The organism is Sodalis sp. RH15 (genome assembly GCF_047324255.1).
Taxonomy (GTDB): Bacteria; Pseudomonadota; Gammaproteobacteria; order Enterobacterales; family Enterobacteriaceae; genus Acerihabitans; species Acerihabitans ligni.
Genome location: NZ_CP178738.1, coordinates 2,522,817 through 2,548,159 on the forward strand (window position 1 = coordinate 2,522,817; position 25,343 = coordinate 2,548,159).

At 56.4% G+C, this 25,343-nt stretch carries 20 protein-coding genes; 12 read left to right on the plus strand and 8 right to left on the minus strand.

Going from position 1 to position 25,343, the window contains the following annotated elements; translation table 11 throughout:
• Window positions 1-72: 72 nt before the first annotated feature.
• The 3 genes from rhmD to ACL2XO_RS11740 form a co-directional block, all read right to left on the minus strand.
• Complete coding sequence (gene rhmD / locus ACL2XO_RS11730) at window positions 73-1,278, minus strand: L-rhamnonate dehydratase (protein ID WP_413742763.1); 1,206 nt, start codon at window positions 1,276-1,278, stop codon at window positions 73-75.
• Window positions 1,279-1,300: 22 nt separating this feature from the next.
• Window positions 1,301-2,083: an IclR family transcriptional regulator gene (locus tag ACL2XO_RS11735; protein ID WP_132922241.1), complete on the minus strand. Its 783-nt coding sequence runs from the start codon at window positions 2,081-2,083 to the stop codon at window positions 1,301-1,303.
• A gap of 185 nt (window positions 2,084-2,268) precedes the next feature.
• Window positions 2,269-3,339 carry a LacI family DNA-binding transcriptional regulator gene (locus tag ACL2XO_RS11740; RefSeq protein ID WP_413724020.1) on the minus strand — a complete coding sequence of 357 codons (1,071 nt, stop codon included), beginning with the start codon at window positions 3,337-3,339 and terminating at the stop codon, window positions 2,269-2,271.
• 190 nt (window positions 3,340-3,529) lie between these two features.
• Here ACL2XO_RS11740 and ACL2XO_RS11745 point away from each other — a divergent pair, with 190 nt between their 5' ends.
• From ACL2XO_RS11745 to ACL2XO_RS11755, 3 genes are all read left to right on the plus strand, one after another.
• Entirely contained in the window at window positions 3,530-4,834 is a 1,305-nt protein-coding gene (locus tag ACL2XO_RS11745) for an MFS transporter (protein ID WP_413724021.1), read from the plus strand.
• A gap of 20 nt (window positions 4,835-4,854) precedes the next feature.
• Complete coding sequence (locus ACL2XO_RS11750; RefSeq protein WP_413724022.1) at window positions 4,855-7,218, plus strand: TIM-barrel domain-containing protein; 2,364 nt, start codon at window positions 4,855-4,857, stop codon at window positions 7,216-7,218.
• Window positions 7,219-7,352: 134 nt separating this feature from the next.
• On the plus strand, window positions 7,353-8,303 hold the full coding sequence (locus ACL2XO_RS11755; RefSeq protein ID WP_413742764.1) for an aldo/keto reductase: 951 nt from the start codon (window positions 7,353-7,355) through the stop codon (window positions 8,301-8,303).
• Window positions 8,304-8,436: 133 nt separating this feature from the next.
• Here ACL2XO_RS11755 and cycA read toward each other — a convergent pair whose 3' ends face one another.
• Entirely contained in the window at window positions 8,437-9,831 is a 1,395-nt protein-coding gene (cycA, locus tag ACL2XO_RS11760) for a D-serine/D-alanine/glycine transporter (protein ID WP_203521931.1), read from the minus strand.
• 205 nt (window positions 9,832-10,036) lie between these two features.
• Window positions 10,037-10,957 (minus strand): LysR substrate-binding domain-containing protein, encoded by a 921-nt coding sequence (locus tag ACL2XO_RS11765; RefSeq protein ID WP_413724024.1) that lies wholly within the window; start codon window positions 10,955-10,957, stop codon window positions 10,037-10,039.
• A gap of 95 nt (window positions 10,958-11,052) precedes the next feature.
• On the opposite strand from ACL2XO_RS11765, the gene ACL2XO_RS11770 reads away from it, so the two are divergent.
• The 7 genes from ACL2XO_RS11770 to ACL2XO_RS11800 all read left to right on the plus strand — a co-directional run bounded on the left by ACL2XO_RS11770 (window position 11,053) and on the right by ACL2XO_RS11800 (window position 19,759).
• Window positions 11,053-12,057 carry a bile acid:sodium symporter family protein gene (locus tag ACL2XO_RS11770; RefSeq protein WP_413724025.1) on the plus strand — a complete coding sequence of 335 codons (1,005 nt, stop codon included), beginning with the start codon at window positions 11,053-11,055 and terminating at the stop codon, window positions 12,055-12,057.
• A gap of 609 nt (window positions 12,058-12,666) precedes the next feature.
• Entirely contained in the window at window positions 12,667-13,677 is a 1,011-nt protein-coding gene (locus ACL2XO_RS11775) for an ABC transporter ATP-binding protein (RefSeq protein WP_203521928.1), read from the plus strand.
• Window positions 13,674-14,753 (plus strand): ABC transporter ATP-binding protein, encoded by a 1,080-nt coding sequence (locus ACL2XO_RS11780; protein ID WP_413742765.1) that lies wholly within the window; start codon window positions 13,674-13,676, stop codon window positions 14,751-14,753. The genes ACL2XO_RS11775 and ACL2XO_RS11780 overlap by 4 nt, the downstream gene beginning before the upstream one ends.
• A 13-nt stretch (window positions 14,754-14,766) precedes the next feature.
• The gene (locus ACL2XO_RS11785) at window positions 14,767-16,284 is read left to right on the plus strand and encodes an ABC transporter substrate-binding protein (protein ID WP_413742766.1); all 1,518 of its coding nucleotides are present in this window, start codon (window positions 14,767-14,769) and stop codon (window positions 16,282-16,284) included.
• A 37-nt stretch (window positions 16,285-16,321) separates the two neighbouring features.
• Entirely contained in the window at window positions 16,322-17,266 is a 945-nt protein-coding gene (locus ACL2XO_RS11790; protein WP_413724027.1) for an ABC transporter permease, read from the plus strand.
• A 1-nt stretch (window position 17,267) separates the two neighbouring features.
• Complete coding sequence (locus tag ACL2XO_RS11795; RefSeq protein ID WP_413724028.1) at window positions 17,268-18,146, plus strand: ABC transporter permease; 879 nt, start codon at window positions 17,268-17,270, stop codon at window positions 18,144-18,146.
• A gap of 14 nt (window positions 18,147-18,160) precedes the next feature.
• The gene (locus tag ACL2XO_RS11800; protein WP_413742767.1) at window positions 18,161-19,759 is read left to right on the plus strand and encodes a gamma-glutamyltransferase family protein; all 1,599 of its coding nucleotides are present in this window, start codon (window positions 18,161-18,163) and stop codon (window positions 19,757-19,759) included.
• A 186-nt stretch (window positions 19,760-19,945) separates the two neighbouring features.
• Here ACL2XO_RS11800 and ACL2XO_RS11805 read toward each other — a convergent pair whose 3' ends face one another.
• The 3 genes from ACL2XO_RS11805 to ACL2XO_RS11815 form a co-directional block, all read right to left on the minus strand.
• The gene (locus ACL2XO_RS11805; RefSeq protein ID WP_413742768.1) at window positions 19,946-20,752 is read right to left on the minus strand and encodes an SDR family NAD(P)-dependent oxidoreductase; all 807 of its coding nucleotides are present in this window, start codon (window positions 20,750-20,752) and stop codon (window positions 19,946-19,948) included.
• A gap of 221 nt (window positions 20,753-20,973) precedes the next feature.
• Complete coding sequence (locus ACL2XO_RS11810) at window positions 20,974-21,747, minus strand: SDR family oxidoreductase (protein WP_413742769.1); 774 nt, start codon at window positions 21,745-21,747, stop codon at window positions 20,974-20,976.
• Window positions 21,748-21,802: 55 nt separating this feature from the next.
• Complete coding sequence (locus tag ACL2XO_RS11815; RefSeq protein ID WP_413742770.1) at window positions 21,803-22,555, minus strand: SDR family NAD(P)-dependent oxidoreductase; 753 nt, start codon at window positions 22,553-22,555, stop codon at window positions 21,803-21,805.
• 178 nt (window positions 22,556-22,733) lie between these two features.
• On the opposite strand from ACL2XO_RS11815, the gene ACL2XO_RS11820 reads away from it, so the two are divergent.
• Both ACL2XO_RS11820 and ACL2XO_RS11825 read left to right on the plus strand, forming a co-directional pair.
• Window positions 22,734-23,672, plus strand: a complete 939-nt coding sequence (locus ACL2XO_RS11820) for an AraC family transcriptional regulator (protein ID WP_413742771.1) — start codon at window positions 22,734-22,736, stop codon at window positions 23,670-23,672.
• Between the two features lie 496 nt (window positions 23,673-24,168).
• Window positions 24,169-25,299, plus strand: a complete 1,131-nt coding sequence (locus ACL2XO_RS11825; RefSeq protein ID WP_413742772.1) for a hypothetical protein — start codon at window positions 24,169-24,171, stop codon at window positions 25,297-25,299.
• Window positions 25,300-25,343: the final 44 nt, after the last annotated feature.

The following is a 25,343-nucleotide window of genomic DNA, read 5'->3' on the forward strand; positions in this document are numbered from 1 at the left end:
TACCCTCAATAATTCGAGTTGCGGGAAAGCCTACGCACCTTCAACTTGAAGTATGTCGGGTATATATCGCCATTAATGGGTATAAGGCCGCTGCAAATTACATTCGCGGTTAAGCTCAACGCCAAAACCGGGTTTATCCAGCACTGATTTATGCATACGGCCGTTTTCAGGCACCGGTTCATTAAGCAGAATCGGATCAAATTGCGGCCGCAGCGTGGCGCAGTCCGGGCTGGTCATCAGAAATTCGCTGAAGGGCGTATTGGTAAAGGTGATAACCGCATGGTGGGAATAGACCGATGAGCCATGGGGCACCACCAGCTGGCCGCGGGATTTGGCGATGGCGGCGATTTCAATCAGCGTCGTCAGGCCGCCGCACCAGCCCACATCGGGCTGCATGATATCGATGCCGGTTTCCGCCAGGGTCCGGAATGATTGCAACGTACCGTGGTGTTCGCCGCTGCTGACCATCATTCCCGGCGGCGCGTTGCGCTTTAACTCCCGGTAGCCTTCAAACTGCTGCGGCGGCAGGCACTCCTCGATCCATTTCAGGTTGTAAGGGGCGCAGGCGTAGGCCAGTTTGGTGGCGTAATTGACGTCCTGGCTCATCCAGCAATCCAGCATCAGCCAGAAGTCCGGACCGCATTTCTCGCGGTATTCCGCCACCATGGCCGCATCCTGGCGTATCCCGGCATCGCCGTCATGGGGCCCGCGATGGGTCGGCATCTTACCGCCGATAAAGCCCATCTGCTGCGCCAGATCGGGCCTGGCGCCGGTGGCGTAGAACCGTATTTCATCGCGGACCGCGCCGCCCAGCAGCTTATATACCGGCAGATCGGCCACTTTGCCGAAAAGATCCCACAGCGCCAGATCGACGCAGGAAATGGTATTCATGACCAGGCCGCCGGAACCGGCATAATAGAGGGTGGCATTGAGCATCTGGTCGTGGATAAGCTTAATGTCGCTGACGCATTTCCCCTCGATAAAACGGTTCAGATGCTTTTCCACGATAAAACAGCCCATTTCGCCGGCGGTGGAAACCGCAAAGCCGGTCTGGCCGTTATCCGCTTCCACCTCCACCACCAGCGTGCCCAGCACGTTAATGCCGAACGACTGCCTGGATTGTTCATACTCCTTATATTTGCTCATCGGCGTGGCGATATGGTCGTCAATCCAGTGCTGACCGACCTGGTCGTGGTAATCGCCGCCGCCGGCGCCTTTGGCCGCGGTTGCGCCGCCGGTAAACCAGGCGCGGACATGTTTGATTTTCGGTAGGATCATGAGAATGTCTCCTTAAAAGGGGTTAGGAAGCCTTGCGTTCGAAGGGGCTTTTCCAGCCCAGCCGCCGGGAAATATCTTTGGCGCAGGCAATGGCTTTGCCGGCCAGCAGATCGCGGTTATCCGTCGTGATTTGTTGGCCGGTTCCCACCACCGAGATGGCGGCGGCCAATTCATTGCGGGCATTGAATACCGGCGCGGCCACGCAGCGCACATCGGCGTAATCCTCGCCGTTGTCAAAGCTCCATCCCTGGCGGCGGATGCCGTCCAGCTCTTTTTTAAGGGCGGCCAGGGTAATAATCGTGCTGGGGGTTTTGCTGATGAACCGGATATTATTCATGATCTTCTGCTGCTGGCGCTCGTCCTGCCAGGCCAGCAAACATTTGCCTATTCCGGAGCGATACAGGGAGAGACTTTTGCCTTCATGGGATCGGACGCTAATGGTGGAAGTAGATTCTATTTTTAAAATATAATAGGCATTCTGATCGTCGATAATACCCAGGTGGCATAATAATCCGGTATCTTCCATTAATTCCGTCAGCCGCTGTTTGGCGATATCCCGTAAATCCATTTTGCCAAGCGCCTGCTCGGACAATTCCACCAATTTAGTCCACAGGCAATAATTATCACGAACATCAAGCGCAATAAAACGCTGCCTTTTTAATTCAGCCAATATTAAATACGTGGTGCTTTTAGGCAGTCCCAGCTCGGCGATAATATCGGCGGCGGAGCAGGGGCCGCGCCGGGCAATAACATTCAGGATATCAATGGCGCGTGTCAACGCCGGGACTTTGCTGTTTTCCATTATGCTGGACTCCGGTCTTGTGTAATGGAATCAGTGTTGTCTTGCGGGGGGTTAAATTATGTGAGCAATATCAAAAATGGCTATTTCGGCAAAATAATGGGATGGTCACAGATCAATTCTGTGAGATTGCGCACGGCTTTTTAAGCAGCGAGTACAATGGGCTGTACTGAACCGCCGGTTCAAATCCGTTAATCATATAAGCCCTCCCGATCCACCGCACAGTAGTTTTTACGACCACGGATCCGGCGTACGGAGTCCCTGATTATCAGCGTGCCGTTCAGCAATAGGCTACCCACCGGGGCGTCAGGCCGTAGCAGTCGCTGCTGGAGCATTCTGACGGCCTCTGCGCCCAGCTCGTCCCGCGGCACATGCACTGAGGTAAGGGGAATATCATGGATGGCGGCGAGGTTGAAACCGTCCATGCTCATCACTGATACATCCTGGGGCACGCGTAAGCCGGCCTTCTGCAACGCATTCATCGCCCCTACCGCCATAAAGTCCCCGCCGGCGAGGATAGCGCTCGGCCGCTCCGAAGGCGGGCAGGACGACAAAAAGGCGCTCATCAGGCGCTCGGATTCCGCGGCGCCGAAACCTTGCGCTATAAGCTGATGCCGTTCTTCGCTGAAAGCGAGATTGCGCATGTTCCAGGCCTCCCGCACACCGTACATTCGCAGTTCCATGGTGTAGCGTCGCAGGCAATGCAGCGTCAGGATATTGCAATGCCCCTGCTCGAACAGATAATTTATTGAAAATTCGCCGATGAGCTGATGATGGGGCGAAACCGAGGGCAGCCTCATACGGCGGTCACGACAGTTAATCAGCACGCAGGGCTTATGCAGCTCGGCCGCTAAGGTATGTATTCTGGGGTCGTCAATGCCGATAATCAGCGCGGCCTCGGTTTCCGGCAGGCTCATTTTTTCCAGAAACAGCGCGGCGTCGCTGTCGTTTTCCTCCAGTCCGCAATAGCGCAATCGTACCTCGTGCTGCGTCAGCGCCTGGCTGATGCCCTGGATGACCTTGTAATAAAAAATATCGGTGCGCACGTCGAAGGCGCGGGGCGGAGCAAAGACCAGCAATCCGTTCAGCAGCAGCCGGCCGTTCGACAGTTCGTTCATCACGCCTTTTTGGCGGGCGGCCGCCAATACCCGACTGCGCGCCGTGGCGCTGGTATTGGCCTTTCCCGCCAAAACCCGTGAAACGGTGCTGATGGAAAGCCCCGTTTCACGGGCCAGGGCGGTGATATTTAATTTTTCTTTCATTTTGTGATCTTCATCATATTTGCCCATGCAAAAATTTTCATGAGCTTATTTGCCGTTTTTTAGCAGGCCCGCGGGGAAATAGAACGCTTTATTTATTATGTCATGAAAATTTTTGCAAAAAACGGCATAGACTCGCATTTTTGGCTCTTTTACTGTCGGGATGATAGCCAACCGATACGTAGAGGAAGTCATGAGTCTCGTTAATCATTCCAAAGCGGTAACCCAGGCAGGTAAACGGGCGGTAAAACATTTACGCTGGTGGATGCTGGCCTTATTTCTGCTCGGGGTTACCGTTAATTACATCACGCGTAATGCCCTGGGAATACTTGCTCCTGAATTAAAAAATTCCCTGCATATGACCACCGAGCAATATTCGTGGATCGTTGCCGCTTTTCAATTGGCCTACACCATTTTTCAGCCGTTTTGCGGCTGGCTCATTGATGTGATCGGCCTGAAATTGGGTTTTTTGATTTGTGCTGTAATTTGGGCGTTGATGTGTTTGCTGCATGCCGGAGCCGGCAGTTGGATTCAACTGGCGGTGCTGCGCTTTTTTATGGGGGCGTCGGAAGCAGCGGCCACTCCCGCCAATGCCAAGGCCATCGGCGACTGGTTTCCGAAAAACGAGCGCCCGGTGGCGGCGGGTTGGGCCGGCGTCGGGTTTTCCATCGGGGCTATGCTGGCGCCGCCGATTATCTATGCCGCCCACGCCTCTTTCGGCTGGCACGGCGCTTTCTTCCTGTCGGGCTGTCTGGCCCTGCTGTGGGTGGGGCTTTGGTGGTGGCTGTATCAATCGCCGGCCACGCATCCTAACCTGACCGAAAGCGAGCGCGCCTTCATCCTGCAGGATAACGATCCCGTCCCCGTCAGGCAGCCGTTTTGGCGGTCAATGAAAAATATCTCAAAGGACAGACGTTTCTACGGCATCGCCATTCCCGCGTTTCTGGCGGAACCCGCCTGGGGGGTCTTGAGCTTCTGGGTGCCGCTCTACCTGGCGAACGAACGGGGCATGGATCTCAAACAAATTGCCCTGTTTGCCTGGATGCCGTTTCTCGCCGCCGATTTAGGCAGTATCGCCAGCGGTTATCTCACCCATCTCTATATCCGTTTATTTGGCTGCACCCGCATTAATTCGGTGGTGGCCAGCTCAATGACCGGCGCGTTTCTGATGTTGTCGCTGGCGTTGATGACGCTGGTGCAAACCCCTTGGCTGGCTATTTTGCTTATCTCGGTGGGCGGTTTCGGCCATCAGGTTATCTCCTGCATGCTCAGCGCGCTGGTGGTGGAAACGTTCGACAAGGGACAAATGGCGACGGTAAACGGCATGCGGGGTTCATGCGCCTGGGTGGCCAGTTTCGCCTTTTCCCTGATTATCGGCGTTACCGCCGATACCTTCGGTTTTAAACCGCTTTTTATTGCCATGGGCTTTTTTGACCTGATTGGCGCTATTTTTCTGGTGATGTTTATTGCGCAGCGCCGCGCCGGCGTGCCGGCCTGACGTAAAAGGAACAAAATGACATGAAAACATTGAAGAACTGGATACTGTCGCGGCAAACCGATGCGTTCGTTGAGCTTAAGGTGGACTTTCTGCATATTTTTCGCCTGTATGTGCTGGAAAACGGCCTGTTCCGGGTGTTGATCAAACGGCAGGGCACGCTGGCGCTGGATCGCACCTGGAGTATCGCGCCAAAGCAGGACGTCCCCTGGGAAGGACGCGAGCGCGAATATGTCGGCGATTTCTCCCGGCCGGGCTATCAGCTTGAGCAGGACGGCGATACGCTGCGCGTTTGTACCCAGACCCTCAGGGTGACGGTACATCAGCCGCTATGGCTGGAGTGGGAATACCGCCTGCAGGACCGGTGGATGCCGCTGGCCGCCGATCGTCCCACCGGGGCCTATCTGCTCAATGCCCACGGCGACGGCATTGAACATTACCAGCGGCGCCATGGGCAGGAACGTTATTACGGACTGGGAGAAAAGGCCGGCGACCTCAATCGCCTCGGCAGGCGTTATGAAATGCGCAATCTGGATGCCATGGGCTATAACGCCGCCTCAACCGATCCTCTGTACAAGCATATCCCTTTCACCATCACCCAGCGCAGCGATGCCAGTTTCGGGGTTTTCTACGATAACCTCAGCAGCAGCTGGTTTGATTTGGGCAATGAACTGGATAATTATCATCCGGCTTACCGCCGCTATCGCGCCGAGGCGGGGGATCTTGACTATTACCTGTTCCTTGGACCGCGCGTGCTGGATGTCACCAAGGCATTCGTGCGGCTGACCGGTAAAACCCTGTTTGGTCCGAAATGGAGCCTCGGTTACAGCGGGTCCACCATGCATTATACCGACGCGCCGGATGCCCAGCGGCAACTGATGAAATTTATCGCGCTGTGCCGGGAACACGCTATCCCCTGTGATTCGTTTCAGCTTTCCTCCGGCTATACCTCTATTAATGACAAGCGTTATGTCTTCAATTGGAACCTTGAAAAATTTCCCCGGCCCCGGGATATGACCCGTGCGTTCCATCAGGCGGGGCTGAAACTGGCGGCCAATATCAAACCCTGCCTGCTGCTGGATCATCCGCAGTACGACGAAGCGGCGGCGCAAGGGCTGTTTATCCGCGATTCGCAGTCTGACGGCCCGGCGCGCTCGGTTTTCTGGGATGACGAGGGGGCCAGCCTGGATTTTACCAATCCCGACACGGTCGCCTGGTGGCAAAAAAATGTCCGGCAACAGCTGCTGGACATGGGCATCGATGCTACGTGGAATGACAACAACGAGTATGAACTGTGGGACGGGGAAGCCCGCTGCCATGGATTTGGCCGGGAAATCGCCATCAAGCACATCCGGCCGGTGATGCCGCTGCTGATGATGCGGGCGTCGTTTGAGGCACAGCTGCGGTTCGCGCCGGATAAACGGCCCTATTTGATCTCCCGTTCCGGCTGTGGGGGAATGCAGCGCTATGTACAGACCTGGAGCGGAGATAATCGCACCAGCTGGCAAACCCTGCGTTTCAATACCCGCATGGGCATCGGGATGAGCCTGTCCGGGTTATATAACGTCGGTCACGACGTCGGCGGTTTTTCCGGCGAACGGCCGGATGCGGAGCTGTTCGTCCGCTGGGTGCAAAACGGCGTGATGCACCCGCGCTTTACCATTCACTCCTGGAACGATGACGGCACCGTCAACGAACCCTGGATGTATCCGGCGGCCACCCCGGCGGTACGCGAAGCCATTCGCTTGCGCTACCGGTTGATGCCATATCTTTATACCCTGTTCTGGCTGGCCTGCAGTGAAGATGAGCCGATGCTGCGCCCGACGTTTCTCGATCATGAACAGGATGAACGTACCTTTGCGGAAACCGACGATTTCATGCTGGGGCGAGACCTGCTGGTGGCAAGCGTTGTCGATCCGGGGGCGCGTCGGCGCAGGGTCTACCTGCCCGACAATCAGTGCGGCTGGTACGATTGGCATAGCGGACAGTACTTCACCGGCGGGCAGGAGATTGTGCTGGATGCCCCCCTTGAACGCCTGCCGCTGCTGGTGCGGGCCGGCGCGGCGATTCCCCTTTCCGGCCATTATCACTGCCAGGACAGCGCGGCGGATGACCGGCGCCGGCTGGCGCTTTTCCCCCTGTCGGGCATCGGCTCAGGTACCGGGCTGCTGTATGAGGATGACGGAGAGAGCTTCGGCTGGCGGGACGGGCATGCCCTTTGCCTGCGCTGGGAAATGCACAGCAAGGCTGACCGGATAGATATCCGTTTCCAGCAAGAGGGAGATTACCGCCCGGCCTGGGATGTCTTGACGCTTCAACTGCCCGCCGGCGAGGATCGCCCTCTTTATATCAACGGCACGCGGACCACAACATATCGCCTTGGCTGAGGGGGCATTGTCGGCTATTTTATAGGTAGGATTATCATTCTTCAGGCCGTTGGGCCGACAGCGGGGCGGGGGGGTTCAATGAAAAAACGGCCCGGTTTTCCAGTTATGCGCTGCAGCAACCCGTCCGGCCGGCGATGATATCCTTATCCCGCCGCCGGATGTTGCGCCTGGGGGCCGCATGGGCAGCCTGCGGCGTCCTGGGGGGCAGTGTTGTCTCCGTCGGCGCATCGGCCGCCGCCGGCGGGCAACCTTTACCCGGAGGAAAAACCATGCCGACCCGAATAATACCCTCTTCCGGCGAGGCGCTGCCGGTTATCGGCCTCGGTACTTATCGCGGTTTCGATGTCAGTCCCGGCGGCGCCGATTATGCCCGGCTTCCGGCGGTGCTGGATGCGCTGTTCGCCGCGGGCGGCACGGTTATCGACAGTTCCCCCATGTATGGTCTGGCGGAGCGCACGGTGGGGGCGCTATTAAGCGAACGGCACCCCCGCCCAGCGGCGTTTATCGCCACCAAGGTGTGGACCTCCGGCCGGGAGGCCGGTATCCGGCAGATGAATGATTCTTTCCGGTTGCTGCAAACCGACATCATTGATTTGATGCAGATTCACAATCTGCTGGATTGGCGGACGCACCTGCCGACGCTGCGCGACATGAAAGCGGCCGGCCGCATCCGCTATATCGGCGTCACGCATTATTCCTCCTCGGCCTACGATGCCCTTGAATCAGTGCTGAATACCACGCCTCTGGACTTCCTGCAGATCAATTATGCACTGGATGACCGCGCCGCCGAAAAGCGGCTGTTGCCGCTGGCCCGGGATAAAGGCGTGGCCGTCATCTGCAATACCCCCTTCGGCGGCGGAGGCCTGCTGCGCCGCCTGGCTTCAACGCCATTGCCCGGCTGGGCCGGGGAGGCGGGGGCCGTTTCATGGGCACAATTGGCGCTGAAATTTATATTGGCCAATCCGGCCATAACCTGTGGGATACCGGGTACCGGCAATCCCAAGAACATGGCGGAAAACGCGGCGGCGGCTTCCGGCCCGGCGCTCTCCCCGGCCCAGCAGCGCGAGCTTATTGCGTTGGCCTGATTTCAGGGGCATACCCGTATTCATTCAGCATCACCGAAAAAAGGATATCTTTGCACAAACACTTTCCCGTCAGTCTCTTCATAATATCCTCGTCTAGAGCATGTATGAACAATACGCGGCCCGCCGGCGTGCATTACGCCGCTTTTTTGCCTCTCAGCCCCCAGCCGGCGGCCAGGATAATGAACCAGAGCGGCGTGACCAGCAAGGCTTCCCGGGTATCTTCCTGGAGCGCCAGCAGGATCAGGACAAACACAAAAAACGCCATGCATACCCAGCACATCCCTTTACCCAGCGGCATTTTAAAGCGCGATTGCCGATGCCGTTCCGGGTATTTCCTACGATAAGCGAGGTAAGAGCAAAGGATAATGGTCCAGATGAACATAAACAGTATTGCCGACACCGTGGTCACCAGGGTGAAGACCGTCATGACGTTGGGAATCAGGTAAATCAGGGCCACGCCAGCTAACAGGCAAAGGCAGGAAAACATCAGACCGTTGGTGGGCACGGCGCGGCGCGACAGATGGGCAAAACGGCGATGGGCCGACCCCTGTTCCGCCAGGCCGTAGAGCATGCGGCTGGTGGAAAACATGCCGCTGTTGGCCGAAGAGGCCGCCGAGGTCAGCACGACAAAGTTCACCACGCCGGCGGCGGCAGGCAGCCCCGTCAACATGAACATGGACACAAACGGGCTATGATCCGGCGCGATGCTGTCCCAGGGCGTTACCGCCATAATGGCTATCAGCGCCAGCACATAAAACATAATGACGCGCAGAGGGATGGCGTTAATGGCGCGCGGCAATACCTTGTGCGGATCGCGGGTTTCCGCCGCGGTGGTTCCCACCAGCTCGATACCCACAAAGGCAAAAACCGCGATTTGGAAACCGGCAAAAAAGCCGCTGAGACCTTTAGGAAACAGACCGCCATGCCGCCAGAGATTGGACAGGGCCGCCGTATCGCCGGCATGTGAGGGATAATGCAGGGCCGCCAGCACGAAGCCGGCGACAATCAGGGCGACTATCGCCACGATTTTAATAATGGCAAACCAAAATTCCATTTCGCCAAACAGCCTGACGGTGGCGATATTCAAGGTGACAAACACCCCAACGCACAGCAGTGCGCTCATCCAGATTGAAAAATCGGGAAACCAGAACTGAAAATAGGCGCTGATGGCCACCACATCGGCGATGCCGGTGACTATCCAGCAAAACCAGTAGGTCCAGCCGGTAAAATAACCTGCCCAGGGGCCTAGCAAATCGGCGGCGAAATCGCTGAAAGATTTGTATTCAAGATTGGAAAGCAGCAGTTCCCCCATGGCGCGCATCACGAAAAACAGCATAAAGCCGATGATCAGATAGACGAAAATGATGGACGGGCCGGCCAGGCTGATGGTCTTGCCGGAACCCATAAAGAGTCCGGTGCCGATGGCGCCGCCGATGGCAATCAGCTGTATATGGCGATTATGGAGATTGCGCTGCAGTTTCTCCGGGCTCTGTTCAGCTAATAGATTTTCTGTTGATTGCTCAACCATATAGACTTATTCCTGTCGGTGATATTGTTTCGGCTCTGCTGGCCGATATCTGTGCGGCGCGAACGCCGGTAAGCCGGCATAAGATAGTGGAATAATAGCTTTAGGGGGTAATTATTTTTAACCGGCCGAATGAAAACGGACAGTACGGACCGCACGGGAAATATATCCGCGTGATGCCCGAGGAAAGGGTTCAGGCAGCGCTAGCCTAATAAAAAGGATGCCGCGCGCGCCGTTGCGTCAACAATGCCGCCTGTTGCTGAACGACCTCCCAAATCACTTCCCCGGCGGGTGATAACGTTCGGTTTTTACGCCGGGCCAACATGAGCGAACGATTGATTTCCGGTTGCAGCGCCCGGACCACCAGGGAACTGCCCGCCGGCAGCGGCAGGGCCAGCGCCGGTACGATACTGATGCCGATACCTGCTTCCACCATGGGAAACAGCGTGGCGGGATGGCCTATCTCCTGCACTATCTCGGCGTTGATGCCCTGTTGCCTGAGGGCTTCATCCAGCAGGGCGCGGCTGCCGGAGGCATAATCCTGTAAGACCAGACGGCAGCCGTTCAGGGATTGCCAGGAGACCTGCTTTTGCTCGGCAAACGGGTGATCGCTGCGGCATAAAAGCAAAAAAGGTTCCAGCAACACCGGCTGACAATATAAGTCCGCGGTTTGGATCGGGTCGATGACAATACCAAAGTCCACTTCGGCATTGCGGATACTCTCCAGCACCCACTGCTGAGGCCGGTCTCGTAACCGCACCTTGATGCCGGGGTACAGCTTCTCGCTCACCGACAGGCACTGCGGCATCAGATGGGCGGAGATGGTCGGGCTTGCCGCGACATGGACCTTACCGCTGCGCTGCTGCCCATAATGCCGGGCGTCTTGCAAGGTGGTGTTCAATTCATCCAATGCGCGTTCCAGGCGACTGACCAGACGCTGTCCGGCTTCGGTCAACACCACTTCTCGGGTGGTGCGATCGAGTAACGTGACTCCCACCTCTTTTTCCAGTTCTTTAATGCTATGGCTTACCGCCGACTGGCTCAGACCAATGGTTTCGCCCGCGCGGCTGAAGCTGCCGTGGCGGGCAATGGCGACAAAAACGCGCAGCTGACGTAGAGAATAGTTCATGCATAAAATTCATAAGTAGATTAGATAAATCAATTTTATTTCTTAAAGCAGCTTAAGCACAATAGCTTATGCTTTTTTTTTCGACAGGATTTTTGATGAAACTGCCCGATTATTTAGATCCCATGACGCTGTCCCTGGTCTGCACCGTGCTGCTTGCCTCGATATTTCCCGCCCGCGGCGATTTGGTGGAGTTCTTTCAGGCATTGACCACCGCCGCCATCGCGCTGCTGTTTTTCATGCACGGCGCTAAACTTTCCCGAGAAGCCATCATCGTCGGCAGTTCGCACTGGCGTCTGCATTTATGGATCATGGGCAGCACCTTTGTCATGTTTCCTCTGTTGGGACTGCTCTTTAGCTGGTGGCGACCGGTACCGATGAGCCGGGAAATATATGATGGTTTTCTTTATCTGGCCATTTTGCCGGCCACCGTGCAGTCAGCCATAGCATTTACCTCCCTGGCCGGCGGCAATGTCGCGGCGGCGGTATGCAGCGCATCGGCTTCCAGCCTGCTCGGCGTGTTCATCTCTCCGTTACTGGTGGGTTTGGTCATGCATGTCCACGGCGCCGGCGGCAATTTCCATGAGTTCGGCAGCATAATGCTGCAGCTGTTGGCGCCTTTTGTCGCCGGTCATCTGATGCGCCCCTGGATTGCCGGCTGGTTGGGACGTCATAAAAACATCGTCGGGAAAACCGATCGGGCTTCGATTCTGCTGGTGGTCTACTCGGCATTCAGCGAAGCGGTAACGCATGGTATATGGCATCGCGTCAGTTCGGGCGCACTGGCGTTGATTCTGGCGTCATGCCTGGGTTTTCTGGCGATCATCATGATTTTCAATGTCTGGTGCGCCAGGCGTTTGGGGTTTAACCGGGAAGATGAAATTACCATATTATTCTGCGGTTCAAAAAAGAGTCTGGCCAATGGCATACCTATGGCGAACATACTTTTCCCGGCCGCAAGCGTAGGCGTAATGGTATTGCCTTTGATGATATTCCATCAGGTTCAGTTAATGCTGTGCGCTGTATTAGCAAGAAGATATAAAAATAAAGCGAAACAGGTATTGGCCACGGGTACGAAACACCCGGCGCGCGTAAACCGATAATGAAGGAATAGGTGTGATGGAAATTGTCATACAATAAGAAAACGATATGATAAATGTCTGCTGATATATGCTATAGATTGCGGAATTAAGAGCGTGTTTTAAACGGTGTAGTGTTTTTTTATATATAATCATCGACCTTTTCAACGAGAGAGTCCCAAGAATGTTAAAATAACTGCACTATGTTGTTTTTCCTATGCACTTAATTAGGGCAGGTTTCTGACCAGACAATAACGTATTATTACTCCGCCCATGGATTCAATGCTATTACATTGTTATAAAAGGAATAATTATTTTAATAAATTCTTTTTTTGTGGTACGTTTTATGCTTATTTGTGTAAAGTTATGAAAGACGTTTAAAGCGTCTGTTTGCACCGATACTATTAATCAAAGCGTTCATCCCTTTTTTATCATTTTTTTATTATTTGCTGGCGTTATTTCAATAAGCTGCTTTTTTTCAGATAACGTACAGAAATAAGATAGCCGGCGCAGTTCGTGAGATGGATATCAAAACTGTCACATGTAAATACTATTTCAGAACCAGGTAATTGGCGAATAACGTTGTTATCTGGTCAATGCAGGCCAGTCTTGAATAACGAACAGGAAATGCTCATGACAGCTTCAATGTGTCAGGAATCCATGGTTTTAAATGTCGACAACCTCCAAGTTCAGTTTAGCCATGCGCCAATGCCGGTGCTGGATAATATATCTCTGGCTATCAAGAGCGGGCAAACACTTGCGGTGGTGGGAGAGTCTGGCTGCGGTAAAAGTATTACCTCGCTGGCGTTAATGGGATTATTACCGCCCAACGCCAAGGTCATCACCGGCAACCTGGAATTGGACGGCACGGATCTGACCCAACTTTCCGAACGTGAGTTCGCCGATTTCAGGGGGCGGCAGGTTGCCATGATATTCCAGGAACCCATGACGTCCCTTAATCCGTCATTTACCCTTGGCAATCAGCTTATGGAGGCGGCCTTGCGCCATCAGGCGCTCACCGGTCCGCAGGCAAAAGCGTTGGCATTGGACATGTTGAAAAAAGTCCAGATCCCCGATCCTTTAGCGCGTATGGGCAATTATCCTCATCAGCTCTCCGGAGGAATGCGCCAGCGGATCATGATTGCCATGGCGCTGATCAACGGCCCCCGTCTGCTCATTGCCGATGAACCCACCACCGCGCTGGATGTCACCATCCAGGCGCAGATTCTGCAGCTGTTACGCCAATTACAGCGGGATACCGGTAGCGCAATATTATTGATTACCCATGATCTGGGTGTCGTAGCACAGATGGCCCATCATGTCGCGGTGATGTATGCCGGACAGATTGTCGAGCAGGGGGCTGTCCTGGAGATTTTCAACGATCCTCAGCATCCTTATACCATCGGTTTGATGGGTTCCATCCCCATGCTCTCCGCCCACGGGGGAAAGCTGTCCACCATTCCCGGCACTGTGCCCCAGCTCCATGAGATGCCCGCCGGCTGCCGTTTCGCCACCCGCTGCCCCTTTGCGGATCATCATTGCCGCCATCACCGCCCGCAGCTGGAAAATCTGACCCCTGAACATCAGGTGGCATGTTTCAAAGCCCCGCTGGAAGAAAACATATCGGCGGAGGTTGCACAATGAATAGTCCACATCCGCCGTTGCTGGAGGCTTTGTCGTTAACCAAACGCTTCAACGCCGCCAAAACGCTGTTTCGCGCTTCATCCGGCGTGCTGGCCGTGGATCGGGTGTCATTAAACGTATTCCCGGGGGAAACGCTGGCGATAGTGGGTGAGTCCGGATCGGGAAAATCCACGCTGGGCCGTCTGCTGTTGGGATTACTCCCCGCCAGCGAGGGCGAGGTCTGGTATCAGGGCCGCAATATCTGTGCCTTGAAAAAAAAACCGCTTAACCAGCTCAGGCGCGAATTGCAGATTATTTTCCAGGATCCCTTCGCCTCCCTTAATCCGCGCATGACGGTAGGGGAGATTATCGGCGAACCGATCTGGCTGCATGAAAACGTCGGACAGGAGGAACGGCGGCAACGGGTCAGGGAATTATTGGACACGGTGGGTTTGCCCGCGGTGTTTGAAGACCGGTATCCCCATGAATTTTCCGGCGGCCAGCGACAGCGCATCGGCATCGCGCGCGCGCTGGCCTGCGGTCCCAAACTGCTTTTGGGCGACGAGCCGGTTTCGGCGCTGGATGTTTCGGTGCAGGCCCAGGTGATTAATCTGCTGGCAAAACTTAAACAGCAGTTTGGACTGACCATGATTATCGTCGCCCATGGATTGGCGGTTGTTCGTCATATGAGCGATCGCACCGCGGTCATGTACCTGGGACAAATCATTGAATCGGCCCCCACCGGCGCGTTGTTCGACAGCCCGCTGCATCCTTATACCCAGGCGCTGATACGTTCCGCGCCCGGGCTTGCCCCGGGAGGACAGCGCGACCTGCCGATAGAGACGGGGGAGTTGCCGGGCCCCGGCTCCGTGCCCCGGGGCTGCCGGTATCACACCCGCTGTCCCCATGTCCGCGACGTTTGCCGCAACTGGGAACCGGTATTGACGCCGGTGGGTGAGGGCCGCCAGGTCTCATGCCATCGTTGGCGGGAATTGCAGCAGCCGGGGACTATCGTGGCCGCCCCCTTATCCGAGGCTTTTTTAAGACGCCATAAGCTTTTTGAACGCCAGATTTCCATTAACAACAGTCAATCCTAAAGGTAAATACCCGATGAAAATATGTGCCCGGTTTTTTCTTGGTCTTAGTGGTTTGATTTTGCTCGGCGCGAGCGGCATTGCCCAGGCGGAAACCGTGCTGCGGGTAGGTCTTAGCAGCGATCCCGATCAGCTCGACCCGGCAACGTCGCGCTCCTATACCGGCAGATTCGTCTTTAATGCGCTGTGCGATCGGCTGGTGGATATCGATGCGCATCTGGATATCGTCCCGGGTCTGGCGACCCAATGGTCCTGGAGCGCGGATAATAAAGCGTTGACCCTGCGTTTGCGTCAGGGCGTGGTGTTCCATGACGGCGAAAAATTCGATGCCGCCGCCGTCAAATATAATATCGAACGGGATCTCACCTTGCCGGGGTCAACCCGTAAAAGCGAAATTTCTTCCGTCAGTTCGGTGGAGGTGGTGGATCCCTATACCGTTGTCTTGCATCTTAAGAATCCCGACGCGGCGCTGTTATCCCAGTTAACCGATCGTGCCGGCGCCATGCTGGCCCCCGGCGCCACGGCCAAAGGAAATGTCGCCGCCCACCCGGTATGTTCAGGACCCTATCAATTCGACAGTCGGGTGCAGCAGGATCGCATAGTACTGACAAAGTTTAATCAGTACTGGAACCCCAAACCTTATCATTTTGACCGGGTTGTCTTTCTACCGGTCCCCGACGCTTCCGTTCGGCTGGCCAACTTGCGCGCCGGCGACCTGGATCTCATTGATTGGGTCTCGGCCAGCGATGTGGGCACGGTGACGTCTGACAGCCACCTGACCCTGGCCAAGCCCACGCCGCTGGGATACATGAGCGTGGTGTTCAATATCGGCAATGGCCAAAACAAACCCACCAGTCCACTGGCCGCCGACGCGCGCGTCAGGCAGGCTTTTTCGTTGGGCATCGATCGGCAGGCCCTCAATCAAGTGGTTTTTGCCGGGCAGTATACACCGGCGAACCAGCCCTTTACCGATGCCAGTCCCTATCATGTACCGCTGCCGATTCCGTCCCGTGATGTGGCTAAGGCCAAGGCATTATTGGCCTCGGCGGGGGTGACCTCGCCGCTGCATGTCACCATGGTGGTGCCGAACGAACCCGTGGCCCAGCAAGTCGCCCAGGTTATCCAGTCCATGGAGGCCGAAGCGGGTTTTGATGTCAGCCTGCAGATGACGGAGCATGCCACGCTGCTGAGCCGGCTATCGTCCGGGGACTTCCAGCTGGCGCTGTCTTCCTGGTCCGGCCGCCCGGATCCGGACGGCGATATCTATTCGTTTATTTCAAGCCACGGCGCCTTGAACGACGGCCGCTATAGCAACGAACAGGTGGACAAATGGCTGCTGGCGGCCCGGCAAATCAATAACCAGGACCAGCGAAAAGCACTGTACACCAACGTGGTTCGGCAACTGCAAATCGACATGCCGGTGGCCTATCTCTATTTTGAACCGCGCATATTTGCCATCAGCGCCAAGGTGAAGGGATTCGTTCCTTATCCCGATGCCTTATTGCGACTGGCGGATGTGACCCTGAGTCAATGAGTGCAGCGAATCACGGGCGTACTGCCGAGGATACCTTATGTTAGAGATCATTTGTAAACGCCTGATCCTGGCGATACCGACACTGTTGCTGGTCACCGTGATGGCCTTTTGCCTGCAAAAATTGCTGCCCGGCGACCCGGTGCTGGCCATGGCCGGCGAGGAGCGGGATCCCCAGGTTATTCAGGCGTTGCGGACGAAATACCATCTGGACGATCCTCTCCCGGTGCAATATTACCGTTGGCTTACCAGTGCGGTTCGGGGAGATTTGGGCAGTTCGCTGCGTAATCAGGAGCCGGTGCTGAGCCTGATTGCCAGCAAATTGCCCGTCACGCTGGAGTTATCGGTGTTGTCGCTGCTGATCGCGATGATTATCGGCATTTCCACCGGCATTTTGGCCGCGGTGCGCAAGGGGAGCTGGCTGGATCATGGGATGAACGCGCTCTCTCTCACCGGTATATCCATTCCGCATTTCTGGCTAGGTATGCTGATGATCCTGCTGTTTGCCGTGAAGCTACGCTGGCTGCCCGCCTCAGGCTATGTCCCGCCGTCGATGGATCTTGCGCAGAATCTCAGGACCCTATTGATGCCCTCGCTGGTATTGGGTTCCGGCCTGGGGGCGATTTTGATGCGCCACACCCGCGGGGCGATGCTTGGCGTGCTAAGGGCGGATTATATCCGCACCGCGAAAGCCAAGGGATTGCTGCCGCTGCGGATCGTACTGAAACATGCCTTGCGCAATGCATTGGTTCCCATCATCACCCTTTGTACCCTGCTGTTCGGGGAAATTTTGGGGGGGGCGGTACTGGCCGAACAGGTGTTTACCATTCCAGGATTCGGCAAACTCATCGTTGATGCGGTATTTAACCGGGATTACGCGGTCGTGCAGGGCGTGGTGATCGTGGTGGCGGTGGGCTTTATCCTGCTTAATTTATTGGCCGACCTGCTCAATATCGTCATCAATCCGCGCATGAGGAGGGCCTGACGTGAGCCAATTGACGACGGCCGTGGCTATTGGCCTGGGCAAGAAAAAGCGCCGTGGGCGGGTAGTTGATAAATTTTTCGCCAACAAAGGAGCCATCGTTGGGGCGGTAATCATCATGTGTTTCGTGCTGATGGCATTACTGGCGCCACTGATTGCCCCTTTCGATCCGGTGAAAGCCGATTTCATGGCGATACGCAAGGCGCCGTCCCTTATCCACTGGCTCGGTACCGACGAACTGGGCCGGGATATTCTTTCCAGGGTAATCTGGGGGGCGCGATCCTCCCTGCTTGCCGGCTGTCTCTCCATAGCCCTGGCAATTGCCATCGGCGTGCCGCTGGGATTGATAGCCGGCTATTGGCAGGGATTTTATGACAGCGTGATCTCAAGGATTATTGATGCCCTGATGTCATGCCCCTTTTTGGTCTTGGCCATTGCCCTGGGCGCATTTCTCGGACCCAGCCTGGGAAATGTCATGATTGCCATCGGCGTGGCGGCAATGCCCATATTTGCCCGGCTGACACGCTCCCAGGTCATGGCTATCCGTAATGAGGAATATATCGAAGGCGCGAGGGCGATTGGCTTGCCGGATCGCTGGATCCTGGCGCGTTACGTTTTGCCGAACGTGTTGTCCCCCATACTGGTCCAGACCGCTTTGTCCATAGCCCACGCCATTATTACCGAAGCCAGCCTGTCGTTCCTGGGGCTGGGACAACAACCGCCGCAGCCGTCCTGGGGCGCGATGCTCAATTCGTCAAAAAGCTTTCTTGAACAGGCGCCATGGATGTCCATCGTACCGGGGGTGGCTATTTTCCTCGCGGTACAGGGCTTTAATTTACTGGGCGAGGGGCTGCGCGATGCTCTCGATCCCCGATCTGAATAAATCAGGATAATACGATGAAAGAAATTGATTTCAATATTGCCTATCCCTCTTACCGGCCGGCCATGATGGGCCGTAACGCCGTGGCGACCTCTCAGCCGTTGGCCGCGCAGGCCGGGATGAGAATGCTGATGCAGGGGGGGAACGCCGTGGATGCGGCCATTGCCACCGCCATGGCGTTAACGGTGGTGGAGCCTACCGGCTGCGGTATCGGCAGCGACGCATTCGCCATGGTTTGGGACGGTAAGCAGCTGCACGCCCTGAATGCCTCGGGACGCTCACCGGCGGCCTGGAGCGAAGCCTATTTCGCCGGCCGAAGCGAGATGCCGATGCGGGGCTACGATTCGATAACCGTACCCGGCGTGGTGTCCGCCTGGGTGGAACTGGCGCGGCGCTTTGGTTCCCTGCCGCTGACCACGCTGGCCCAGCCGGCAATAGATTACGCGCAACAGGGGTTTCCCGTCTCGCCGCTGGTGAGTTTTCTATGGCACAAAAATCTGGCGTTGCTCAAAGACCAACCGGGATTCAGCGCCTGCTTCGCCCCTGATGGCCGTGCTCCCCGCGTCGGAGAATGCTTTAAAAATCCCGATCAGGCACGCTCGCTGTCGCTGATTGCCGAAAGTCGGGGTGAGGCCTTCTATCGTGGTGAACTGGCCGAAAAAACCGTCTCTTTTATCCGTCAGTGCGGTGGGGCCATGACGCTCGAGGACCTGAACAGCCACCGGACCGATTGGGTCAAGCCGTTGTCCCGGGACTTTGCCGGCGGTTCGGTACACGAACTGCCTCCCAACGGCCAGGGCATTGCCACGCTTATCGCCCTGGGTATCCTGGAGCAGCTGGATATCGGCCGGTACTCTCCCGATTCCATTGAGGTGCTGCACCTTTCCATTGAAGCCATGAAGCTGGCGCTGGCGGATCTGGATAACCATATCGCCGACATCGACCATATGCGGTTTCCCGCTGATATGCTGTTGAGCGATAAGTATCTCAGACAGCGGGCGGCGTTAATCGATCCCCGGCAGGCGGGGGATTTCAGCTACGGCACGCCCCGCGAGGGCGGTACGGTATATCTCGCCAGCGCCGACGGTAATGGCATGATGGTGTCTTATATTCAATCCAATTACAAAGGGTTCGGGTCGGGGCTCGTGGTGCCGGGAACCGGTATCAGCCTGCAGAACCGGGGCGCCGGTTTCGTACTGAAACCCGGCCACCCCAATTGCGTGGCGCCGGGCAAACGTCCATTGCATACCATCATCCCGGCGTTTGCCCTGGATGGAAACGGCCAACCGCTGATGTCCTTTGGCCTGATGGGCGGCCCGATGCAGGCGCAGGGCCATCTGCAGGTAGCCTTGAGGGTGATGCAATACAAACAGAATCCCCAGGCCGCCATCGACGCGCCGCGCTGGCGCATAGTCGGGGGCCGACGGGTGATGGTGGAAAATACCCTGGGCCGTAATCTGCTTACCGCCTTGCGGGCGCTCGGGCATCAGGTGGAGGTGGAGGACGTGCAGCTAAGCCATCTGTTTGGCGGTTCGCAGATTATACAGCGCCATCCCCAAGGGCATTACATCGCCGCCAGCGAATCCCGCAAAGACGGCCAGGCCCTGGTATTCTGAGCCGCCGGCAAACTCTGGTCATAGGGTATTCATATACTTGAAGACAAAGATTGACTCCCTTTGCGCGGTTTGAACAGAGTCAATCCAAAGACCATGGACTGCGCCCGCGGCGGCGTTTTCGCAGAGTAACGCCCTGCGTCCGCTGACGGCGATATCAGACGCCGCCAACGGTGACGATGGAACGGATCACATAAACCGGTCCGCTCCGCCTGACGCTTCCACCGTATGTCCGGTGACGAAATTATTACGGGCCGACAGCAAAAAGGCCGCAATGGCGGCAATGTCCTCCGGTTGGCCGAAATGCCCAACCGGGGTTTTTTCCCGCCCCAGTTGCGCAATAATCTCCTCATCGGTACGTTCTTTAAGCTCCGGCCTGCGCGCCCTGACGCCGGGCAGCATATTCCGCTCCCAGTTGTCGGTGGCAACCGCGCCTACCCCGATGGCATTCACCAGAATACCGTCGGCGGCAACATCCAGAGCCAGGCTTCGCGTCAGGTTATTGATGGCCGCGCTCAGCGCATGGGACACCGTCAGCGGCGGATTGGGGAAAATGCCGCCGATAGAAGAGATATTCACGATGCGGCCCCACCTGCGCTGCTGCATTCCGGGGATAACCTCGCGGCAAAACCGTCTCATCGCCGAAAATTTCACTTCCGTCATGCTGTGCCAATCCTCTTCCGAGGTGGTCAGCACGGTGCCGGAATGCGCCCGCCCGGCATTGTTCACCAGTAAATCAATACCGTGAAACTGCCGCAGCGCTTCGCTGACCACGGCATGGGGAAAATCCGGCCGGGCCACGTCACCGGCAATGGCCAGGGTTTTTACGCCGTATTTGTTTTCCAGCGTTTGGGCCGCCGCCGCCAGGCGCTGTTGGTTTCTGGCCACCATGACGAGATCCACGCCGCTGCGCGCCAGCTCTTCACAAATACTAAAACCGATACCGGTACTTGCCCCGGTCACCAAGGCCACCTTATCGGCGATCTGCAAATCCATTATTTTCTCCTTAACAACACTGCCGGCGGACAAGAGTATGTCGCCGATGAAAATCATTGTCTCTGTACGTGATGAATTTAACTATACGCGGGGAACGGCGCGGCAGTGAATCCTTGCATTGATTTTTATGTGCGCGACATCCGTGCCGCAATGAAACCGTCAAGAAGATGTAGCGCCGAATAACAACCCCGCACGGTATCCGCGCGGCGGAGTGGCGGCTTTTACCAGGGCCAGCGGTTGCCCAGATAATCCAGATAGTGATGCTGACCCGAATGGCGATAGCGATCAATCACCTCGGCCATGCCGTTCACGCTGGTGTTGACGTCGATTTCCGCCTCAACGGCACCGTCCAGGGTGCCCATGGCGGTGGCGACCCAACCCGGATGAATGGACAAAACGCTATATCCCTGCTCACGGATATCGGCATAAATGCCCCTTGCCAGCATATTGAGAGCGGCTTTACTGGCCCGGTATAATTCCAGGCCGAGACCCGGTTCAACATTTTTTTCAATGCTGCCCCGGTGCGACGACATAAACGCCATGGCGCCTTTAGGTTTCAGAGTGGGCACAAGATGTCTGGCAAGGCGCGCCGGGCCGAAAGCGTTGGTGATCATGACCTGCAGAAACTCGGCATCTGTGGCTTGCATTACCGATTGATGCAACGGACCATAAATGCCGGCCACTAGAAAAATAACATCAAATCGCCGCTTTTCGATGTGTGATAACAATGGCTGAATATGTTGCGGACGGGTGACATCAATTTCACCCAGGGTAAGTTTTCCCGGATGCCCGGCCGCCAGCGAATTTAGCGCATCAAGTCCGGCATCGGGCAGTGCGGTGGCAAATACCCGCCATCCGCGGTTAAGGAACGTCTGCGTCAGACCGAGGCCCAGGCCCCTATCCGCGCCGATGATGAGAATGTCCGACGATGTCGCGCCCCGACCGTGAACGTCTGAGGGGCTTAAACTGTGTGCGTCATTATCTGAGAAGTTCATGCTGTTTCCTTGGAATCTACGGTATTGATAACACGTCTTGCAGGTCGCGATGACTTTACTGCGCGGTATAGCCGCCGTCGGCCATGATGACCGCGCCGGTAATAAAGCTCGCTCGCGGCGAAGCCAAATACAGGATCACATCAGCGATCTCTTCCGGCTGCGCCACCCGGCCGAGCGGATGCTGATAACCATAACCGGCAAGCGTGCCGCGGCTGTCCTCCACCATGCCGGAGAGGATGTTGGTTTCCACGACCCCCGGCGCCACGGCATTCACCCTGACGTTATGTTCGCCGGCCTCAAGGGCAAGGACTTTGGTGAGCTGCGCAATAGCGCCTTTGGATGCGGAATAGGCGGCCGTCTCCTTCATACCCACCACGCTCACCACCGAAGCCACATTAACGATAGCCCCCGAACCCTGGGCAATCATCACCCTGAGCGCCTCCCGGCAGTGCAGGAAATATCCCCGGGCATTGACGGCCATAATGCTGTCCCAGTCGTCAAGGCCGGTATTCAGCACGCTTTTATTGAGGGTTCGTCCGGCGTTATTCACCAGGATATCCAGGCGGTTGAACTGGGTGAACGCCTTTTCCACCGCGCTTTTAGCGGTGTCTTCCATACTGACATCCCCTATCAGAACGGCCACTTTCCCTTCCTTGGACAGAGCGGCCACCTCAGGATTTATATCTTCCGCGATGACGTTAACGCCATGGGCGCGGAGCAGTTTAACCGTGGCACGGCCGATATCTCCCGCAGCGCCGGTAACTATCGCCACCTTGCCCTGCAAACCCGATGTTGTATCGATAGACATGATTTTTCCTGTGGTTATCTTGCAATCAGAGGGGTTAACTAGAGGGAAATAGTAGGAAACGCGGAGGAAAGCGACAATATCAAAAAACACCTTATTATTGCCTATTTATATATTAATCGAGTAAATTAAGGCCATTTCTTCGAAATAGTATGACCGATTTATCTAATGAGGTTCAATCATGGCAGCCGTACCCGACCCGCTGCGTCAGAAACTTATCGAGCGACTGCGGGTCCTGACGCCGGCCCAAGGCTATACACAAACGGCGATAAGCCAAGTCCGTCTTCTGCGGGTTGACGCGCCCATATCCCACACCCCGGTGCTGTACGATCCCTGCATAGTGATTGTCTGCCAGGGCAAGAAAATCGGTTTTCTGGGCGACCGGGAGTTCATCTATGACGCGCAGCACTATCTGGTGCTGTCCGTCCCGCTGCCGTTCACCAGCCAGACCGTCGCAAGCCCGCAAGAACCTTTACTGGCCCTGTCCATCAAACTTGACTTATCTTACGTCGCGCAATTGCTGCTTGAGCTAGAGACAACCTCCGATGTGCGGGCTAAGCCGGAATGCATGATGTCCACGCCCCTTAATGAGGATCTGGCCGATACGGTATTGAGATTGCTTAACGCGTTGTCCACTGAAACAGAAGCCAGGATCCTGGGGCCAGGCCTGCTGCGCGAACTCTACTATCGCGTACTGATGGGCGAGCAGGGATTGGCCATGCGCGCCGCCTTGACCAGTCGGGACCATTTCGGTCAGATCGCCGGCGCCATAAGAACCATACACACCGGCTTCTCCCATCGCATCGAGGTGTCGGCGCTGGCTAAGACCGCCGCAATGAGCCTGCCGGCATTTCACATGCATTTCAAACGTATGACCGGAACCACGCCGCTGCAATATCTTAAGTCCACCCGCCTTCACCAAGCCCGTTTTCTGATGGTAAGAAGCGATATGTCGGCCGCCGACGCTTCCGCCAGGGTCGGCTATGAAAGCCCTTCGCAATTCAATCGGGAATTTAAGCGTTTTTTCGGCCACACCCCGCTCCACGAGGCGAAGCGCATGCGTGCCCTGCTGTTGGTGAAGGCCCGGTCTTTTTGGCCGGATGACGGGTTTTCGGCCTGAGGCGCGGCGTCGAGGGGGAGGGGAATAAAGACCGTCGCCACAGAACCTGACGGCCTTTGCCGTACCGCGTGTTTAAAGCGGTAAATGGTCATTATCTCTTTCACCATAATGACTTAACTCATTTTTGATTCTCAATCTACGCTTTGTGTGTTTAGCGACGTCTAGCGCCAAAGGATGCTCCCCGACCTCCGTTTGGCGGGAAAAGCTATACCTATTCCCGGCTAATTACCGGCGGATGAATCGTTAAACACAATAGGGCTGAACGTTTTCAGCACCAAAATTTCGATGCACTTAAAAGAGGAAATATATGGATATCTCCCCAACCTCAACCCTTTCTCCAAACACAGTAAATGGAATTGACCACGACAATAGACAAAATATAGACATTTTCGACCGGTGGGACACTTGGGCTAAGCAGGCTCCAGAAGGCGGCTCGGAACAGCGCGACACAGCGGTAAAACGCCTGCGCGATTGTATGGAACGGGGCGCCACCTATTTGAATTTGAACTGTCTGCATCTTTCAAGCCTGCCGGATGAACTGCCCCCGAGCGTGCTGAATCTAAAGGCCAGCGGTAACGCTTTCACTTCCCTGCCCAAAGAGCTGCCGCCGGGTCTCGAGGAATTGGATGTTGATAATACACCCTTGGAGGAACTGTCGGGCAATCTGCCGCCGACGTTGCATCACCTCCATTTAAGCGGTACCAACCTGCAAACCATTTCCGGCGGCCTGCCGCCGGAATTGAAGTCGCTGCATCTGGATAACACTCCTATGGATAGCCTGCCCGCCATGCCGGATGGCCTGCAAGCGCTATTTGCCGGCGGGACCAAACTGACCGGCCTGACAGGCCCGCTGCCCCCCGAGCTGAAGGCGTTGCGCCTAGACGGTACCCAGATATCCAGCCTGTCGCCGAACGCTCTGCCTGCAGGCTTGGAAGTTCTCAGCATGAGCGGCTCGCCATTGACCAGCCTGCCCACGCTGCCTTCATCATTAACAAACCTGAATGTGAACAACACTCAAGTGAGCGAACTTCCGATGCCTTTGCCCGCGGGTCTTCAGATTTTGCAAGCCAACAATACCCAACTGGCGGCTTTGCCCGCCAATTTATCAGCCACGTTGAAGCTGTACATTGCCAATACTCCGCTGGCAGGCTTGATTGAGAAGCTGTACCCCGGCGTTTTGCAGGCCGGTGGAGCCTTGTCCTTGAGTATGCTACCGGGGGGCGTGCTGGCAACAGGGATTATCGGCGGGTTCATCGGCAACGGAACGGCGGGTGGAACAGCCGGCAGTACGATAATCGGCGGAGCTACCGGCGGCGCGCTGGCCGGGGCAGTGCCCGGCAATCCGATCACCGGCGGAGTGGTTGACGGCGCGCTGGCAGGGGCAGTACCCGGTAATCCGATAATCAGCAGAGTTGCTGCCGACACGATACCAGCCGGCTTGCCGGAGGCTGTGGCGCCCGGCGGCGAGACCGGGGAGGGCGCCATTGATGGTGCAATAGACGGCGGCGTGCCGGCCGGCGTGGTAACCGGCAACGCAATGGGGGAGAGCTCTCCCGCAGACACAATAGTTAACGGCGTGGCAGAGGGGACTGTTTCCGAGGCCGAGGCGACCAGCGAGGTCGCGTAAAGCGCATATCCGTTGCTGCGAAAGTGTCGGGGGGCTTGCGCCCC

Bases quoted from the DNA above. Each gene is read 5' to 3' on its own strand.
- rhmD (WP_413742763.1), bottom strand. From the start codon at position 1,278: ATGATCCTACCGAAAATCAAACATGTCCGCGCCTGGTTTACCGGCGGC.
- ACL2XO_RS11740 (WP_413724020.1), bottom strand. From the start codon at position 3,339: ATGAAAGAAAAATTAAATATCACCGCCCTGGCCCGTGAAACGGGGCTT.
- ACL2XO_RS11745 (WP_413724021.1), top strand. From the start codon at position 3,530: ATGAGTCTCGTTAATCATTCCAAAGCGGTAACCCAGGCAGGTAAACGG.
- ACL2XO_RS11750 (WP_413724022.1), top strand. From the start codon at position 4,855: ATGAAAACATTGAAGAACTGGATACTGTCGCGGCAAACCGATGCGTTC.
- ACL2XO_RS11755 (WP_413742764.1), top strand. From the start codon at position 7,353: ATGATATCCTTATCCCGCCGCCGGATGTTGCGCCTGGGGGCCGCATGG.
- cycA (WP_203521931.1), bottom strand. From the start codon at position 9,831: ATGGTTGAGCAATCAACAGAAAATCTATTAGCTGAACAGAGCCCGGAG.
- ACL2XO_RS11765 (WP_413724024.1), bottom strand. From the start codon at position 10,957: ATGAACTATTCTCTACGTCAGCTGCGCGTTTTTGTCGCCATTGCCCGC.
- ACL2XO_RS11770 (WP_413724025.1), top strand. From the start codon at position 11,053: ATGAAACTGCCCGATTATTTAGATCCCATGACGCTGTCCCTGGTCTGC.
- ACL2XO_RS11775 (WP_203521928.1), top strand. From the start codon at position 12,667: ATGACAGCTTCAATGTGTCAGGAATCCATGGTTTTAAATGTCGACAAC.
- ACL2XO_RS11780 (WP_413742765.1), top strand. From the start codon at position 13,674: ATGAATAGTCCACATCCGCCGTTGCTGGAGGCTTTGTCGTTAACCAAA.
- ACL2XO_RS11785 (WP_413742766.1), top strand. From the start codon at position 14,767: ATGAAAATATGTGCCCGGTTTTTTCTTGGTCTTAGTGGTTTGATTTTG.
- ACL2XO_RS11790 (WP_413724027.1), top strand. From the start codon at position 16,322: ATGTTAGAGATCATTTGTAAACGCCTGATCCTGGCGATACCGACACTG.
- ACL2XO_RS11800 (WP_413742767.1), top strand. From the start codon at position 18,161: ATGAAAGAAATTGATTTCAATATTGCCTATCCCTCTTACCGGCCGGCC.
- ACL2XO_RS11805 (WP_413742768.1), bottom strand. From the start codon at position 20,752: ATGGATTTGCAGATCGCCGATAAGGTGGCCTTGGTGACCGGGGCAAGT.
- ACL2XO_RS11810 (WP_413742769.1), bottom strand. From the start codon at position 21,747: ATGAACTTCTCAGATAATGACGCACACAGTTTAAGCCCCTCAGACGTT.
- ACL2XO_RS11815 (WP_413742770.1), bottom strand. From the start codon at position 22,555: ATGTCTATCGATACAACATCGGGTTTGCAGGGCAAGGTGGCGATAGTT.
- ACL2XO_RS11820 (WP_413742771.1), top strand. From the start codon at position 22,734: ATGGCAGCCGTACCCGACCCGCTGCGTCAGAAACTTATCGAGCGACTG.